Annotated in this window: 10 protein-coding genes and 3 pseudogenes; 9 read left to right on the top strand and 4 right to left on the bottom strand. The window is 68.2% G+C overall.

The genetic code is table 11. The features are described 5' to 3' along the window. Positions 1-305 precede the first annotated feature (305 nt). Positions 306-2,348: an oxidoreductase gene (locus AMK58_RS16160; RefSeq protein ID WP_035676506.1), complete on the top strand. Its 2,043-nt coding sequence runs from the start codon at positions 306-308 to the stop codon at positions 2,346-2,348. 311 nt (positions 2,349-2,659) lie between these two features. On the opposite strand, the gene AMK58_RS16155 is transcribed toward AMK58_RS16160, so the two are convergent. Beyond that, positions 2,660-3,889 carry an ABC transporter substrate-binding protein gene (locus AMK58_RS16155; protein WP_035676508.1) on the bottom strand — a complete coding sequence of 410 codons (1,230 nt, stop codon included), beginning with the start codon at positions 3,887-3,889 and terminating at the stop codon, positions 2,660-2,662. 163 nt (positions 3,890-4,052) lie between these two features. Here AMK58_RS16155 and AMK58_RS16150 point away from each other — a divergent pair, with 163 nt between their 5' ends. Continuing rightward, positions 4,053-4,691, top strand: a complete 639-nt coding sequence (locus AMK58_RS16150; RefSeq protein ID WP_159074453.1) for a phosphoenolpyruvate hydrolase family protein — start codon at positions 4,053-4,055, stop codon at positions 4,689-4,691. Here the strand turns inward: AMK58_RS16150 and AMK58_RS16145 are convergent. After that, the gene (locus AMK58_RS16145) at positions 4,673-6,454 is read right to left on the bottom strand and encodes a phosphoenolpyruvate hydrolase family protein (protein WP_059399181.1); all 1,782 of its coding nucleotides are present in this window, start codon (positions 6,452-6,454) and stop codon (positions 4,673-4,675) included. The genes AMK58_RS16150 and AMK58_RS16145 overlap by 19 nt on opposite strands. 105 nt (positions 6,455-6,559) lie before the next feature. Between AMK58_RS16145 and AMK58_RS16140 the strand changes: the two genes are divergently transcribed. The 3 genes from AMK58_RS16140 to AMK58_RS16130 are packed head-to-tail and all read left to right on the top strand — an operon-like array spanning position 6,560 to position 9,130. Continuing rightward, complete coding sequence (locus tag AMK58_RS16140) at positions 6,560-7,795, top strand: Tm-1-like ATP-binding domain-containing protein (RefSeq protein ID WP_035671929.1); 1,236 nt, start codon at positions 6,560-6,562, stop codon at positions 7,793-7,795. 13 nt (positions 7,796-7,808) lie between these two features. Further along, positions 7,809-8,645, top strand: a complete 837-nt coding sequence (locus AMK58_RS16135) for a phosphoenolpyruvate hydrolase family protein (protein ID WP_035671927.1) — start codon at positions 7,809-7,811, stop codon at positions 8,643-8,645. Between the two features lie 11 nt (positions 8,646-8,656). Beyond that, entirely contained in the window at positions 8,657-9,130 is a 474-nt protein-coding gene (locus AMK58_RS16130) for an SRPBCC family protein (protein ID WP_035671925.1), read from the top strand. Between the two features lies 1 nt (position 9,131). Here AMK58_RS16130 and AMK58_RS31415 read toward each other — a convergent pair. Continuing rightward, positions 9,132-9,487: pseudogene (locus tag AMK58_RS31415) on the bottom strand (hypothetical protein); the annotation flags it as partial. A gap of 558 nt (positions 9,488-10,045) precedes the next feature. On the opposite strand from AMK58_RS31415, the gene AMK58_RS16115 reads away from it, so the two are divergent. The 4 genes and pseudogenes from AMK58_RS16115 to AMK58_RS16100 form a co-directional block, all read left to right on the top strand. After that, positions 10,046-10,462: a YsnF/AvaK domain-containing protein gene (locus AMK58_RS16115; protein WP_051140437.1), complete on the top strand. Its 417-nt coding sequence runs from the start codon at positions 10,046-10,048 to the stop codon at positions 10,460-10,462. Positions 10,463-10,466: 4 nt separating this feature from the next. Continuing rightward, positions 10,467-11,402, top strand: a complete 936-nt coding sequence (locus AMK58_RS16110; protein WP_035676625.1) for a YsnF/AvaK domain-containing protein — start codon at positions 10,467-10,469, stop codon at positions 11,400-11,402. A gap of 459 nt (positions 11,403-11,861) precedes the next feature. Further along, positions 11,862-14,894 carry a DEAD/DEAH box helicase gene (locus AMK58_RS16105; protein ID WP_051140438.1) on the top strand — a complete coding sequence of 1,011 codons (3,033 nt, stop codon included), beginning with the start codon at positions 11,862-11,864 and terminating at the stop codon, positions 14,892-14,894. A 96-nt stretch (positions 14,895-14,990) separates the two neighbouring features. Further along, a pseudogene (locus AMK58_RS16100) lies at positions 14,991-15,527 on the top strand (TIGR04295 family B12-binding domain-containing radical SAM protein); the annotation flags it as partial. On the opposite strand, the pseudogene AMK58_RS16095 reads toward AMK58_RS16100, so the two are convergent. Beyond that, positions 15,476-16,255: pseudogene (locus AMK58_RS16095) on the bottom strand (IS66 family transposase); the annotation flags it as partial. The pseudogenes AMK58_RS16100 and AMK58_RS16095 overlap by 52 nt on opposite strands. Between the last annotated feature and the right edge of the window lie 70 nt (positions 16,256-16,325).

Genomic DNA, 16,325 nt, shown 5'->3' with positions numbered 1-16,325 from the left:
CCAAGAAAATTGGGAAAAGAGCGAGAACAATGCGATGGGAGAGGGTTCAATGCCTGCTTTCGGAGCTTTCCCGCGCGTTTGCCGACCGCGGCTTCTTCATGGAGGAAGGCCGCAAGTCGAGTTCGGGACACCTGAGCAGTCGTTCGGCAACCCATGGGTCCCGCGCACCAGTGAATTCCCGTTGCCGGGCCATTGACCCGTCCTCGGCTTCTCTTTGATCAACATTCCCGCGCAGAGCGGCGGCGTTCGAGGCCACGAGGCTTCGGAACCGAGACATCCTGCGCCCACACTGAGTGTCACGAGACATGCTCGACCAGGCCAACGCGACCACGATGCAAGACCCTCTGCTCGAAACGCTGACCATCAAGAAGACGGTCTTCCGCAACCGCATCATGAGCACCAGCCACGCCTGCGGTCTGGAAGAGGGAGGGATGCCCACGGAGGCCTACCGTGCCTACCATGTGGAAAAGGCCCGTGGCGGCATCGCTCTGTCCATGTTCGGCGGATCGTCCAACGTCGACCGCGACAGCCCCAATATTTTCCGTCAACTCAATGTCGGCTCCGACGAGATCATCCCCCACCTGCAGCGCTTTTCCGAGGCCATGCACGCCGAGGGGGCGGCACTCATGTGCCAGATCACCCATCTTGGGCGGCGCGCCGACCCCTACGCCCAGGACTGGCTGCCGGCCATCGGGCCGTCCGCCATGCGCGAAACCCTGCACCGCGCGATTCCGCGCGAGATGGACGACTACGACATCGAGCGCGTGATCAAGGCCTACGCCGCTGCGGCCCGCCGCTGCTGGGAAGGCGGCCTCGACGGAATTGAAACTCTCGCGGCCGGTCACATGATCGGCCAATTCCTCTCGCCCAAGACCAACCTACGCACCGACCGCTTCGGCGGCAGCCTGGAAAACCGCATCCGCTTCGGTCTCATGGTCCATGAAGCAATCCGCAAGGCGGTCGGCGACGACTTCCTGGTCGGCATGCGTTTCGTCGTCGACGAAGGAATCGACGGCGCTCTGAAGGCGGAAGACTGCATCGCGGCCGCTGAGATCCTCAAGCGGGAAGGAGCGGTGGATTTCTTCAACGCCATCTACGGTTCTATGGACACGGCGCGCGCCCTGGCAGAAGAGAACATGCCCGGCATGGGCACGCGCATCGCCCCATGGGTGACCGCTGTCGGCGCCTTCCGGCGCGAGATCGGACTTCCGGTGTTCCATGCCGCCCGAATCTCCGACATTGCCACCGCCCGCTATGCCGTCGGCGAAGGGTTGGTGGACATGGCCGGAATGACGCGGGCGCAGATCGCCGACCCCTATCTGGTGACGAAGCTGGCGCGCGGCGAGGAGCATCTGATCCGCCCCTGCGTCGGGGCGACGCACTGCCAATCGCCCTACCGTCCCAGGTGCCTGCACAACGCCGCGACCGGACGCGAGCTTGCCCTGCCCCACGTCATCCGTCCCACCACCGGGCCGCGTCGGCGCGCGGTCGTCGTCGGCGCCGGCCCCGCGGGGCTGGAAGCGGCACGCGTGCTGGCGGAGCGCGGCCATGACGTGTCGGTGTACGAGGCGGGCGCCGAGGCGGGCGGACAGGTGCGCATCGCCGCCGAAGGGAAATGGCGCCGCGACATCATCGGGCTGGTCGACTGGCGGGTGGCGGAACTGGAGCGCCTCGGCGTGACGGTGTCCTACAACGCCTACATGGAAGCCGCGGATGTGCTTGCGCTTGAGCCGGACCTTGTCATCGTGGCGACGGGCGGACTGCCGCAGACGGAGTTCGGCGAAGGGGCGGACTTGGTGGTTCCCTCCTGGGACATCATCGGGCGCCAGGTTCCGCCGGCGGCGGAAGTGCTGATTTTCGACGGCACCGGCCGCCATCCGGCCCCGCTTGCCGCCGAACGGGCGCATACGTCCGGTTCGAAGATCACCTACGTCAGCATCGACGGGTTCCTGGCGCAAGAACTCACCTATGCCGAGCGGACCCGGTGGAAGCAAGAGTTCATCCGCATGGGGATAACGCCCAAGCTGGAGCATCGTTTGGTGAAGGTGTCGCGTGCCGGAAATCGTTTCACGGCAACGGTGCTGGATGAACTAACGCACAATTTGCATGAGATCCAGGCCGACCAAGTCATTGTCGAGATGGGGACGGTGCCCATGGACGACCTGTTCGAAGGGTTGCGGGTCCACGCGGGCAACCGGGGCGTCACCGACATTCCAGCCCTGCTGGAGAACAAGCTGCAACCCATGCGCAACGAAGGGTTTGAGTTGCATCGAATCGGTGACGCCGCTGGGAGTCGGAATGTTCATGCGGCAGTGCTCGATGCACTGCGGCTGGCTCATGTGTGCTAAGGCTTCAAAAAAGCTCAGCGACCACATCCCCCTTGGGGTAATGCAGGAACTATCTGCTTACACATCATCCCAGTTGGTTCGTGGGGATAGGGTATAGTTCCACACTGAGCATAGGTGCACGGAAGCGGGCGGCCGGTCTGTTCGTCCGTTCTGTCGCTGGTTACGCCTTGCGAACCGAGACCGGACGTCCTGTCTTGAGCATGCGGTTTAGGACGGTGACGCCGGTCATGGTCTCGGCTTGCTGGGCGGTCAGAGTCCGGGCGTGCAAGCGGTCACCGAGGATGCCTTTCTAGGTGTTCACGTTACCGCCATCATTTCCTCACGAGGGGGCAATCACTTTGCGAGAGCGGCCGAAAGGCCTCCTCCGCGGGGATCGTGGCGCGCAGGGTGTAGTAGTCCCAGGGGTATTTGGACTCCGCGGGATTCTTCACCTGCATCAGATACATCTCGCGCATGAAGCGGCCATCCTCGCGCACCCAGCCGTCCTTCACGAACACATCGTTGATCCGCATGCTCTTCAGCTTTTCCATGACCGGGCCGGCCTCGTCGGTGCCGGCGGCCTCGATGGCCTTCAGGTAGGCGAGCGTGGAGGAATAGACGCCGGCCTGCCCCATGTTCGGCATGATCTTCACCCGCTCGTGGAAGCGCCGGGAGAAGGCGCGGGTCTCGTCGTCGCGGTCCCAGTAGAAGGCGGTGGTCAGGTACATCCCCTGCGTCGCCTCCAGCCCGAGGGCGTGGACATCGGTGTCGAACAGCAGGAGGCCGGCGAGTTGCTGGCCGCTCTGGGTCAGGCCGAATTCGGAGGCGGCCTTGATGGCGTTGCGCGCGTCCATCCCGGTGGTGGCGAGGCCGACAATCTTGGCACCCGACGCCTGCGCCTGCGTCACATAGGAGGCGAAATCGAGGTTGTTCAGCGGGAAGCGCACCGCGCCCAGGACCTTGCCGCCATTCTCCTGGACGATCTTCGCCGTGTTCTCCTCCAGCCCGTGGCCGAAGGCGAAATCGACGGTGAGGAAGTACCAGGTGTCGCCGCCCTGCTTGATCGTCTGCGCCCCGGTGCCCTTGGCCAGCGCGTAGGCGTCGTAGGCGTAGTGGATGGTGTTGGGCGTGCATTTGTCGCCGGTCAGGCGGGTGACGGACGGGCCGTTGAAGATGGCGACGCGGTTCTTGTCGCGGACGATGTCCGCCACCGCCAGCGCCAAGCCGGAGTTCGCCACGTCCTGGATGAGGTCGACGTTCTGCGCGTCGATCCACTCGCGCACGATGGCCGACCCGACGTCCACCTTGTTCTGATGGTCCGCCGTCAGCACTTCGACGGGCTTGCCCAGCACCTTTCCGCCGAAATCCTCCACCGCCATCTGCGCGGCGGCGATGGAGCCGCGGCCGCTCTGGTCGGAGAAGGCCCCGGACAGGTCGGTGATGACCCCGATCCGGACGACGTCGTTCGAGATCTTCGCACCCTGCTGCGCCGCCGCCGGCAGCATGGTGGCGAGCAGCAGCGCGGTCCCGGACAGCAGCGCGGTGCCCAACTGACGCTTCATCGCTTCCTCCCTGTTTTGCGTCGTCCCGGCGAGCCTTCACCGAAACCCGTTGCCATACCGTCCCGCCCCATGGTCGATTCCACAACGGCGCACGATCCGGGGCATGGGTAAAATGGGGAAAAACGGTCGGTTCGACGTACAAATCGTTTCCGCGCTCCGTCCCTTGGCGGAAACGTCCGATGAGCGGCTGTTCTGCCCAGCCTTAGGCGGGCATCCGGTGGACCGCGCCGAGTATCTGGCCCTGCTTCCCGTCCAGGACAGCAACGGGCGGCTGCTCGCCGCCTTGGCCGAATTGCCGGATGGCGTGCCGGATGGTGTGTGCGTCGGCGTGCTGGCCGTCGACCCGTTCCGGCCGGTGGGTCCGTTCCTGAAGACCCTGCGGCGGTTCGGGGTGCGCGCGGTCGCCAACCTCCCCACCACCGCGCTGTTCGACGGGGAAACCGGCGAGACGCTGCGCGGCGTCGGGCTCGGTGCGGAGCGGGAGGTGTCGTTTCTGGAGCAGGCCGCACGTGCGGGATTCGCCGTCACCGGCTTCGCTGCCGACGCCGACATCGGCCGGCGCCTGCGGGCGGCGGGCGCGGGGCGCCTCGTCGTGCATCCGGGTGCCGCGACCGGCGATCCGTCACGCGACGCCGAGGCGGTCGCGAACGCCGCTGCGGTGGCCGCCGAACTGCGCAGAGAGGGCGGCGGTCCCGTCCTCCTCTATCGGCCGGCCGGCTTCGAAAACCATCATGACGTCATGAGGCGGGCGGCCGACGGGCTGGTGCTTCCGCCCGGCGCCGGTCATTCCAACAGGCCGTAGTGCCGCATCTTGTTGTAGAGCGTCTTGCGCGACAGGCCGAGGAAGCGGGCCGTCTCCCCCCGGCGAAAACGGTGCCGCCGCAGGCCGTCGAGAATCCAGTCCCGTTCCGACTGATTGGGCGACCGGTCTCCGGGCGCGTCGGGGCGTGGGCGGCCCGTGCGCTTGCCGTCCAGGACGGGCAGAGACTCCGCCTCGATGACGTCGCCGCTGCCGTCCAGCGCCTGCTCGACGATGGCGCGCAATTCGCGGAGGTTGCCCGGCCAGTCATGGGCGATGAGCAGCCGGAACGCCCGTGGCGACAGGCGCACGGGACCCGCCGACGGGCGCAGCGCCGCCGCGAAATGCTCGACCAGCAGCGGAATGTCGTCCAGCCGCTCGCTCAGCGGCGGCAGATCGATGTCGCGTCGGGCGAGGCGACGGGCCAAGTCGGGCACGAGCGTCCCGGCGCCGGCCGCAGCCTCCAGGCCCGCCGTTCCGATCAGGATGATTCGCGCGTTGGAGCGCAGGCTGTCCTGGCCGCCTTGGCGGCGGAAACTGCCGCACTCCAGGAAGGCGGCAAGCTCGGACTGCGTGCCGGGCGTCAGGCCCTCCGCGTTCTCGATCACCAGCGTCGTCCCGTTGGCGGCCTCGACCCAGCCGAGGCGGCGGCGTCCGCCGTCCGCCGGCTCCGCCCCGAACAGCCACCCGCCGTCCAGATGGCGGGCATCGACGGTCATCGGGGGACGCTGGCGCTGCGGCCCGCGCCCGTGCAGCAGGTTGGCCACCAGCGACCGCCCGCTGCCGTCCGGCCCGGCGACCCATACCGGCCCGCCGTCGGCGCCGAGATGCTCCAGCCGCGCCCGCGCCTCCACCAGCGCGTCGGTGCGGCCGACCAGCCCCATCCCCTGGCCGGTCTGGTCGAGGCGGCGTTCCAGCCGGTCGATGCGCCGCTGCAGGGTGGAGACCAGCTTGAAGGCGGCGGTCATCTCCTCCATCGAGCTTTCCGAGGGCAGACGGTCGATGGTCGAGCCGCCGATGTAGCCGTCGGCCCGCGCCTCGCGACAGGCTTCGTGCATGTGCTGGGGAGTGGTGATCGGCCCACCCTCGATCACACACAGCGCGCCGGGGTCGGCGGTGCGGATCGCCTTGATGTGGCCGCGGGCGCGGTTGCCGACCTGCAGCACCGACTCCCCGCTGGGCACGCCCACGGCGCCGCCGGCGTTCCAGCCGATGTTGAAGCAATAGACGTCCACCCCCGCCCGGGCGAGCGCCAGCGCCTCCTCCCGGCGGCGGAAATAGCCGACGGTCGCCAGCCCGCCCGCCCGCGCCGCCTCCAGCAGGCGGACCTCCCGCGCGAAGCCCAGGCCGGTGCGCTCCAGCGCCTCGCGGAAGCGCCCGTCGACATGCGACACGGTGGGGAAATTCACCACCCCGGCGAAGCCCCAGCCGCGCAGCCGCTCCATGAAAGGGGAAAACTCCTCCTCCGCGAGGCCCCAGGCGCAGGCGCCGAAGAAGACCGGGATCGTCGTCGCGTCGACGATCTCCGAGCAGGCGAAGTCGGCGACGAAGGCGTTGCTGTCGCGCAGCGCCAGCATGGTGGCGATGGACGACGCCCCCATGGTGCGGAAGCGTCCCGCGGCGAGCGCCAGCAGGAAGTCGGCGCCGCCGCGCGCCGCGGCGCGGGCGGCGAGGCCGGTGCCGATGGCGGCGCCGACCAGCAGCGTGTGCCGGCCCGCGCAGGCCCGCCGCAGATCGTCCAGCAGCTGAGTCCGGTCATGGGTCATGCCAACCACTATACCCAAGATTACCCGCTCCGCCGCAACGCTCCGGTTGGCACCCCCGGCGGGCGGCCTACACTTCCGGAAAAGACCAAGGGAGGAGGCCCGGCCATGGCGGATGCGGAGCGAGGCGCGGCGACGGTCTATGTCGTCGGTTGCTACGACACCAAGGGAATCGAGTTGGACTATGTGCGGGGGCTGATCGCGGCGGAGGGGCTGCGCACGGTGACGGTCGATGTGGGCACCCGCCCGCCCGCCGTCCCGGCCGACGTCTCGGCGCGGGACGTCGCCTCCTGCTACCCCGACGGGGCGGAAGCGGTGCTGGGCACCGACGACCGCGGGCTGGCCGTGTCGCGCATGGCCGACGCGTTCCTGCGCTTCGTCGAGCGACGTTCCGACGTCGCCGGGATGATCGGGCTGGGCGGTTCCGGCGGTACGGCGATCATCGCGCCGGGCATGCGGGCGCTTCCCGTGGGGACGCCCAAGCTGATCGTGTCCACGGTCGCGTCGGGCAACGTCGCGTCCTACGTCGGCGAGACGGACCTCTGCATGATGGCCTCGGTCACCGACGTCGCCGGGCTGAACCGGATTTCGCGCCGCGTGCTGGGCAACGCCGCCCACGCGATGGCCGGCATGGTGGCGCGCGCGATCCCCGAGACGGACACCAAGCCGGCGCTGGGCCTCACCATGTTCGGCGTGACGACGCCCTGCGTCACGCAGCTGTCCCAGGCGCTCGACCCCACCTACGACTGCCTGGTCTTCCACGCCACCGGCACCGGCGGGCGGGCGATGGAGAAGCTCGTCGCCTCGGGCCTGCTGGCGGGCGTGCTGGACGTGACGACCACCGAGGTCTGCGACCTGCTGATGGGTGGCGTCTTCAGCGCCGGAGAGGAGCGGCTGGACGCCATCGCGCGGGCCGGCATCCCCTATGTCGGGTCCTGCGGCGCGCTGGACATGGTGAATTTCGGCCCGCGCGAGACTGTGCCCGACCGCTACCGCGACCGGCTGTTCTATGTGCACAACCCGCAGGTCACGCTGATGCGCACCACCGCGGAGGAAAACCGGGCGATGGGCGCCTGGATCGGCCGCAAGCTGAACGCCTTCACCGGGCCGGTGCGCTTCCTCATCCCCGAAGGGGGCGTGTCGGTTCTCGACGCGCCGGGCCAGCCCTTCCACGATCCCGAGGCGGACGCCGCGCTGTTCGATGCGCTGGAGCGCACCGTCGAGCAGACGGACGCGCGCCGGCTGATCCGCCTTCCCCACAACATCAACGACCCCGCCTTCGCCGCCGCGCTCGTCCAGGCCTTCCGGGACATCGCCGCGACCGGCCACGGCACGACGCCATAAGGAGCCTTCGACGATGCCCCGCATTCCCCGTCAACAGATCCTCGACCGGTTTCGCGGCATGATCGCCCGCGGCGAACCCATCGTCGGCGGCGGCGCCGGAACCGGGTTGTCCGCCAAATGCGAGGAGGCGGGCGGGATCGACCTGATCGTCATCTACAACTCCGGCCGCTACCGCATGGCCGGGCGCGGCTCGCTCGCCGGGCTGCTCGCCTACGGCAACGCCAACGAGATCGTCGTCGACATGGCGCGCGAGGTGCTGCCGGTGGTCCGGCATACGCCAGTGCTGGCCGGAGTCAACGGCACCGATCCCTTCATGATCCAGGACCAGTTCCTGCGCCGGCTGGCCGATCTGGGCTTCTCGGGCGTGCAGAACTTCCCGACCGTCGGGCTGATCGACGGCGTTTTCCGGGCCAACCTGGAGGAGACCGGCATGGGCTACGGGCTGGAGGTGGACATGATCCGCGCCGCCCATGAGCTGGACCTGCTGACCACGCCCTACGTCTTCTCGGAAGGAGAGGCGGTGGCGATGGCCGAGGCCGGGGCCGACGTCATCGTCTGCCACCTCGGCCTGACCACCGGCGGCAGCATCGGAGCGGAAACGGCGCTGTCGCTGAAGGACTGCGTGCCGAAGATCGATGCCTGGGCGGAGGCGGCCCTGCGGGTGCGCAAGGACGTGATCGTGCTGTGCCACGGCGGCCCGATCTCCACGCCGGAGGACGCCTCCTTCGTCCTCGGCGCATCCGCCGTCTGTCATGGCTTCTATGGGGCGTCCAGCATGGAGCGCCTGCCCACGGAAACCGCGCTGACCGAACAGACGCGCCGTTTCAAGGCCATCACCAAGCAACGCTGAGGGGGAAACGCATGGCACGGGTCTATGTCAGCACCGTCATCGACGCACCCGTCGGGGAGGTCTGGGACAAGGCGCGGGATTTCAACGGCCACCACGCCTGGCATCCCATCATCGCGGACAGCCACATCGAGGACGGGCTGCGCAGCGACACGGTCGGCTGCGTCCGCAACTTCGGGCTTACGCCCGGCGGCCGGCTGCGCGAGCAGTTGGTATGCTTCAGCGACCGCGAGCGCTCCTACACCTACACGATCCTCGAATCCCCGCTGCCGCTCACCGACTACGTCGCGACCTTCCGCCTGACCGAGGTGACGGAGGGAAACCGGACCTTCGGGGAGTGGTGGGCCGACTTTGACTGTCGGCCCGAGGATCTGCCCGCGCTGCGCGAGCAGGTGGGGCGAAACACGTTCGCCGCGGGATTCCAGGCGTTGGCGGCGCTTTGCGGCGCCGGTGTCACAGCCCCTGCTGCAACTCTGGCACCGCCTTGAACAGGTCGGCGAGGCCCTCGGCCAAATCCTCGATCCGGATCAGCGCCTCACGGGCGTCGCCGTGCCACAGCCGCCATTTGATGCGCTCCAGGCGGATCTGGATCGCCTCCGCCTCCTCGGCGTTGTGATGCGCCAAGCCCTTGGTGTACTGCCCGAGCACCGTGAGCGGCATCGTAACATGAAACCGGTCAAGGTCATGCTCGGCGCTGGATCCATAGCCGTCCACCGGGCATGGAGATTGTCGCCGCCGTCGGTCAGGAAGACGAGATCCTTCAGCAGGTCGGCGGTCAGCCCGTAGGACACCAGAGACGCCCACTTGCTCTCCAGGTAGAGCAATTCCGGGGCCATGTGCTCGGTGGAGACATGGCGTCGGCCAGCATCGTCATCCGTTCCGTGGCGTCCGGCACCGCCGTGGCCCGGCCCTTGACCGCCTGCGCCAGCTATGGGGAAGCGCTCCGGCGGGTCGGCCTCACGCCTCAGACACCACGTGCCGGGACACTGCCTCCGCTGCTTCAGAGCTGTCGGCTCTGTCGCAGCATTTTCGCAGTAGCGGAGAGCGGGTAAAATCCGACCTATTTCACCAACGATGTCGGACGTGCAGCTGGACCATTTTTATCTGGTCTTTACACATCGCTGCACCGCTCGAAGGCCGCAACGGCTGGGCTCCCAGCCCATCCAGGCCAAAAGACAACGCCATGTTTTCATCTCTCCTTTCTTTACTGGAACGGTGAAGAGGAGTTGCTGTTAAGACCCCAGTGGCCCAGCCGGAGATGACGTCATGGCGAACGATCGAGGTCCCAAAAAGTTCGGTGTTTATGAAGCCGCAAGCGCAGGTGGTCTCAATTGGACATGGATCATCGTCGGGCTGATTGTGTTCGCGATCCTCCTGTACTTTTTCTTGCGCTAGGGTGCGCCATGGCCAGCGACCGCGAAGAGGTCGTTCCGCTTCATGAGGAAACCGCCTCGGTTGGCAAACGCGAGGTCGAGCGCGGTCGTGTGCGGGTGACCACCAGAGTCACCGAACATGAGGAACTCGTCCGGCAGGAGCTGAAGCGCGAGGATGTCGAGGTCGTTCGGGTACCGGTGAACCGTGCCATCGATGTCCGTCCGGACATCCGCCAGGATGGCACCACAACCATCATCCCGGTGGTTGAGGAGATGCTGGTGGTCGAACGGCGGCTGGTTTTGCGGGAAGAGATCCATCTGCGCAAGACCACGAGCACCGTCCAAGCCGAGCAGCCGATCACTCTCCGTTCGGAAGAAGCCATCGTCGAAGTCATCGACGAACCTGGGGTGCGGGATGCCAGGACCGACCAACCCAACGAGGACTAGGCTCATGAACAAGACCATCATTGCCCTTTACGATACGCGCGCCGACGCCGAAGCGGCCCTGCGGGATCTCGAGGCCGAGGGCTTCGACCGCAGCGTCGGTGAGATCGTCTCGCACAGCGACGCCGGTGGCGGTGGCGGTGGCGGCTTCCTGTCCCGCCTGAGCAATTGGAACGTCCCGGACACCGATGCTCACGTCTATGCCGAGGGGATGCGGCGTGGCGGCACGCTTCTGAAGCTGCGGCTGGACGATGAGGATGTGGACCGGGCCATCGCGGTTCTGGAGCGCGGCACCGTTGTCGATATCGAACACCGGGGCGAGGCGTACCGTTCGTCCGGATGGACGGGTTACGACGAGACGGCCGCGCCATATGACGAAGCGTCGGCTGCCGAGGAGCGGGCACGCTATGCGGTTGGCGGGGCGGGAAGCACTGCCCAGCTCGGCAACGCGGCCGAAGCATTCCGCAGCGTGAACACGACCGACGCCACGACGGACGCCACGATGAACACTGGGGTTGGCAGCGGTCGCGAAGAGGTGGTTCCGGTCACCGAAGAGGAATTGTCCATCGGCAAGCGCGCCGTGGAGCGCGGGGTCGTGCGCGTGCGCACCTATGTGATCGAAACTCCGGTCGAGGAGCAGGTTCGTCTGCGCGACGAGACGGTCTCGGTTGAACGCCGTCCCATCATGCGTGAGGTTGGAGACGTTCCGGCCGACGCGTTCCGTGAACGCACCATTGAGGTGAGCGAAACCGACGAGGAGGCGGTGGTCCAGAAACGCGCGGTGATCAAGGAAGAGGTCGTCATCCGCAAGGACGTCGAGGAACGCGCCCAGACCGTGTCGGATACGGTTCGCCGTACTGAGGTTGAGGTCGAGGACAGCCGAACCGGAACGTCGCGCGGTGGGGTGGAGAACACCGTGCGCCGGGACGACATCGAGCGGTAACGCTCACAGCGGCACCTCACAAAGACAAAGGGGCGGCCGTCGCCGCCCCTTGTTCAGCACACGGACCGGCCACAAAGGCGCAGCGCGTACGGAACGCCCAACGAATTTGGCCACCACTCCGTTGGGAATGAATGGGCGTCCGGCTGTTAAGAGCCAACCGTCCCCATTTCCCCTGACGAATGTGCCATGCCTGATTCTGCATCTTTGATGCAATTCGACCGAGCCGCTTTCCGGTTGGACCGGTCAATGACCTGCGCCGCCCCAGCCGAAGGCGCTCTGGCAATTGAGCTTGCCAGATGCGCCACCAGTTCACAGGCGGCGCCATTGGTCGTAACCCGCAGCGACACCCGGGCTGTCCGGCTGGCCAGGGCGATCCGGGACGCCGTGCCGGACCTTGATGTCGTCCTTATTCCAGGTTGGGACATCCCCCTTGGCGAGCGGGACCAGCCATTGCGGACTGTGCTTGGGCAACGCGCCGCTGCCATTGCCGCCTTGTCCCGACCGGCCAAAGGCGCCGGGCGGCTGGTTCTGGCGACCGCCGAGGCGGCGCTGCAACGTCTTCCGCCGCCCGACGCCTGGCCTGACGTCGCGTTGGTCATCGAGACGGGCACACTCTATGACGAGGAGACGTGGCGGAAGCGCCTGATTGCCGGCGGCTACATCCTCGACGAGCGGATCGACGAACCGGGGGAGGCCGCATTCCGCGGTTCCGTGGTGGAGATCTTTCCGGGCAACGCCGACCGTCCGGTACGCTGCGACATCGTCGATGGCCGGGTCGCACGCATACGGACCTTCGATCCGGCAAGCCAGCGCTCGACGGGCGACTGCAACCGGATCACCGTTCATCCGGTGACCGAAATCCCGGCGGCACCGGAGATCGTCGCACGGTTGATCCAAGGGCTGGAGAGCCGCAGAGACCCGATTGCCGCAGGGCTTGCGGAGGAACTCGCCGCCGGACGACGCCCCTACGCTTTCGAGCGCCTGCTGCCCCTGGCCTACGACCGCTTGCCGAGCGTGCTTGAGCTTCTTGCCGACAGTCCAGTCGTCATTGACGAGGGGGTTGGCGACCGGCTGGAAGCGCGGTTCGACGACTTGGAGGAAGCCGACGCATCCGCCATGCACCTCGACCGCAACGCGTGGGAGACAGGGTTGCGGGGACGCGCGGTTCTGACCCTGGAGCCTGGCGGGCAAGCCTCGTCCAGCGAGCCGCCGGCGGTGTCCGAACGCACCCTCCCCCGCCTCGCCGGAGAGAGGATCGCCGCGGGCGAATCCGTGATCATCGCTGCCGCGAACGCCGCCGACGCGGCCAGGATGGCGGAGCGGGTGGCGGCGGCGACCGGCCGGCCGGTGCCAGTGCTCGACCGGTGGCCGGTGGATGGGCCTCCCGCGACACCGGCAGCCCTGGTGCTTCGGGTGGCGGCGGGCTTCACGTTCGACGGGGTTACGGTGCTCGCCCAACGCCCCCGACCGGAAGGCGGAGCCGGCCCGGCCGCCCCGCTGGCACCCGTCGACCTGTCGTGCAACGATCTTGCGGTCCATCTCGACTACGGGATCGGTGCGGTGCGCGGGCTCGACACGGTTGAGGCCGGAGGCCAGCCGGAAGACGTTCTGGTGATGGAGTATGCCCGCGAGAATCGGCTCCTGGTGCCGGCGGCCGATCTCGACCGCGTGTGGCGCTACGGCAGCAGCGACGCCCGGGTGGCGCTCGATGGGCTCAAGGGCGGGAATTGGATCACCCGCCGTGCGGAGTTGGAGCGCGAGATCGGCCGAACCGCGAAAAGCCTCGTGCGCCAAGCCAAGCGCCGAACCCGCACGAAAGCCCCCGTGATCGCGCCGCCAGCCGGACCGATGCGGCGCGTCGCCGCCCGCTTCCCCTACGAGGAGACCGCAGGCCAGCGGCGCGCCATCAGCGCCGTGATGGCCGAACTCGCCAGCGGGCGCCCCATGGACCATCTGGTCTGCGCCGACGTCGGCTACGGCAAGACCGAAGTGGCGCTGCGCGCCGCGGCGGCGGTCGCCTTCACCGGCCGGCAGGTTGCCGTTCTTGCTCCGACCAGCGTGCTCGCCCGCCAGCACTTGGAGGTGTTCCGACGGCGGCTGGCCGGCTTGGGCCTGCGCATTGAGCCGTTGACCGGCGGCATGGCGGCGTCGGCCGCAAAAACCGTGCGCGAAGGCCTCGCCGACGGATCTGTGGCGATCGCGGTCGGCACCCATGCCCTCTTGTCGAAGACGGTGCGCTTCGCCGACCTGGCGTTGGTCGTCGTCGACGAGGAGCAGCGCTTCGGCACCGTGCAGAAGCGGGCATTGGCCCGGCTTTCGATCGGCGTCCACTGTCTGGCGCTCAGCGCCACGCCGGTTCCGCGGACGCTGCAGGGGGCGCTGGCGGGGCTGCGCGGAGTCAGCGTCATCGATACCCCCCCGGTGCGGCGGCGCCCGGTGCGCACGCGGGTCGCCCCCTATGCCCCTTCGGTTCTCCGGTCCGCCTTGATGCGCGAAAAGGCGCGGGGCGGACAGAGCTTCTGTGTCGCTCCGCGGATCGCCGATCTGCCTGCGCTGGAGGCCGAGGTGCGCGCGCTCGCTCCCGGTCTGTCGGTCGCCGTCGCGCACGGCCGTCTCCCCGTTGCCGAACTCGATCAGGTCATGGTCGACGTGGCGGAAGGAACGGTCGACGTGCTGGTCTCAACCCCCATCATCGAGACCGGCATCGACATTCCCCGCGCCAACACCATCGTGATCCGCCGCCCCGACCTGTTCGGGCTTGGGCAGCTCCACCAGCTCCGCGGCCGGGTCGGGCGCGGGGGAACGCAGGCCTACGCCTATCTGCTGACCGATCCGGACACTCCGCTCGGCGAGCGAACCGAGCGGCGGCTGGGCTCGCTTGAGGCGATCGAAAGCCTGGGCGGCGGCTTCGCCCTCAGTTTGCTCGATCTCGACCAGCGCGGGGCGGGCGATCTGCTGGGAACCGATCAGAGCGGCCATCTGCGCTTGGTCGGAACCGAGCTGTACCAGCATCTGCTGGCCCGCGCGCTGGCCGGCGCCGAGACGGACGATTCCCCCGAACTGCGCCTCGGCGTGCCGCAGACCATTCCCGCCGCCTACCTTCCGGAGGAGGAGTTGCGCATCGGCCTGCACCGCCGCCTCTCGCGTCTGCGCGACGAAGCGGCGGTCGAGCCGTTGCGCGAAGAGATCGAGGACCGCTTCGGGCCGTTGCCGGAGGAGGTCGAGCTGTTGCTGGCGGTCGCCGCCCTCCGCGCGCGCTGCCGGCGGCTGGGCGTCGCCGCCCTGGCCGCCGGACCCTCGGGTGTATCGCTGACCCTGAACGACACGCCCTGCCGTGCCGTGCGCGAAGCAGCGCTGGAGCGTCTGTGGACCGGGCAGGTGCGCCGGACGGACGACCGCCTTGTCTTTGCGCTGGGCGCCGACGGACCGTCGGAGATCCTGGACAATGCGCGTGCCCTGCTCGATCAGCTTCCGCCTGTCGGCACGGCCTGAGCGGACAGTCGCTCCACATGGCCACCTTGTGGCGCGACACGCGGCGATCCCCGTTATGATGGCCGGGAGTGTCATTCGATGGATGGCCCATGCCGAAGCTTCGCACCCGCCATGACCGTGGTGACGACCGCGCCGACCTACCTGTTCTGGCGTTGTGCCCCGCCGGAGCTGTGAATCCCCCGTGATTTCCTGCTGGCACTGGATGGACGCGGCGGCCGGACCGTCGCGGTGGGTCCGCATGGATCGACCACCCCCGGTGCGGCCCTGGACAAGCTGGGCGTGGACGTTGTCGTGCGGGGTGAATGCGAGGAGATCGTAAAACGCCTTGCCGACCGGCTGGACGACGTTCCGGCGCTGGCCTTCCGCGGCGGCGGCGGAACCGTCGTCACCGGCGGCCCGCACGCTGGCCGCTTCGTCGATCTGCCGGCGCTGTCCTGGCCCGCCGAATGGCTGAACCGCCATCACCACCATCACCACCGCTACGGCACCGACCCGCTCGGTGCGGGGGCCGAGGTCGAAGCGTCGCGCGGCTGTCCCTACCGCTGTTCCTTCTGCGCCAAGATCGACTTCCGCGACCGGTACCGACGCCGCGACACCGCCATCGTGCTGGAGAAGATCGACTGGCTGGCGGCCACCCACTGCCACTGGGTCACGCCGTGAACCCGCGTGGCGGTCTCGTCCGAGGCGATGATGGAAGCCCTCAAGAGTTTGGCCTTGATCGCCGCGCAGGCCGTGTCGAACGCCGTGCCCATGCGGCGGAACGCGTTGGCGATGGCGCCCTCGGAGATGGTCACCCCGAACAGCTCCTGGAGCATGCGCGCCAGCCGCTCGAAGCCGACATGATGGCTGTGGTGGAGGTAGGCGAGCAGGGAGCGGATGCCGGGTCCGAACGGCGTCCCCGGCGGCATGGCGACGGGCGGCCCGGCCCGGTGGCGCCGCCCGCACTGCCCGCAGCGGCCACCGAACAGCTCGACCCGCGTCACCACCGGGCGGACCTCGGGCAGGTCGATGTGGTCGTAGCGGTGCCGGCACCGCTGCACCGACGCTGACAACGCCGTGCGGCAATGCGGGCACGCGTCGGCCAAGCGTCGCTCCGTGCGATCCGGTTCCTCGGTCAGAGGGCGGGACACCCCACGACGGGACGGCTGCGGCTTGCGCCGCCGCTTCGTCTTTCGGGCCGGGCGCCCGAGGCCATCCTGCGAGGGCGGAAGATGGGAGTTCGCCGAGGTCTTCTTCGGCTTGCCGACCAACGCTTTCAGTTCGGCAATCCGCGCCGCTAGGCGCTCGATCAGCGCCGCCTGCTCGGCCAGCGGGGCGTCCTTCTCGGCCTCACTCAGGCGATAGCGCGGCGGAACCGTCATCCCGCTGTTGATTCACCTCCGGCCCCGCAACGCAACACCGGACCGCCAGCCCACCGCCAATACGCAAGCC

Source organism: Azospirillum brasilense, assembly GCF_001315015.1.
In the GTDB taxonomy this organism is placed as follows: domain Bacteria; phylum Pseudomonadota; class Alphaproteobacteria; order Azospirillales; family Azospirillaceae; genus Azospirillum; species Azospirillum brasilense.
This window is presented reverse-complemented; position numbering and strand designations above follow the sequence as displayed.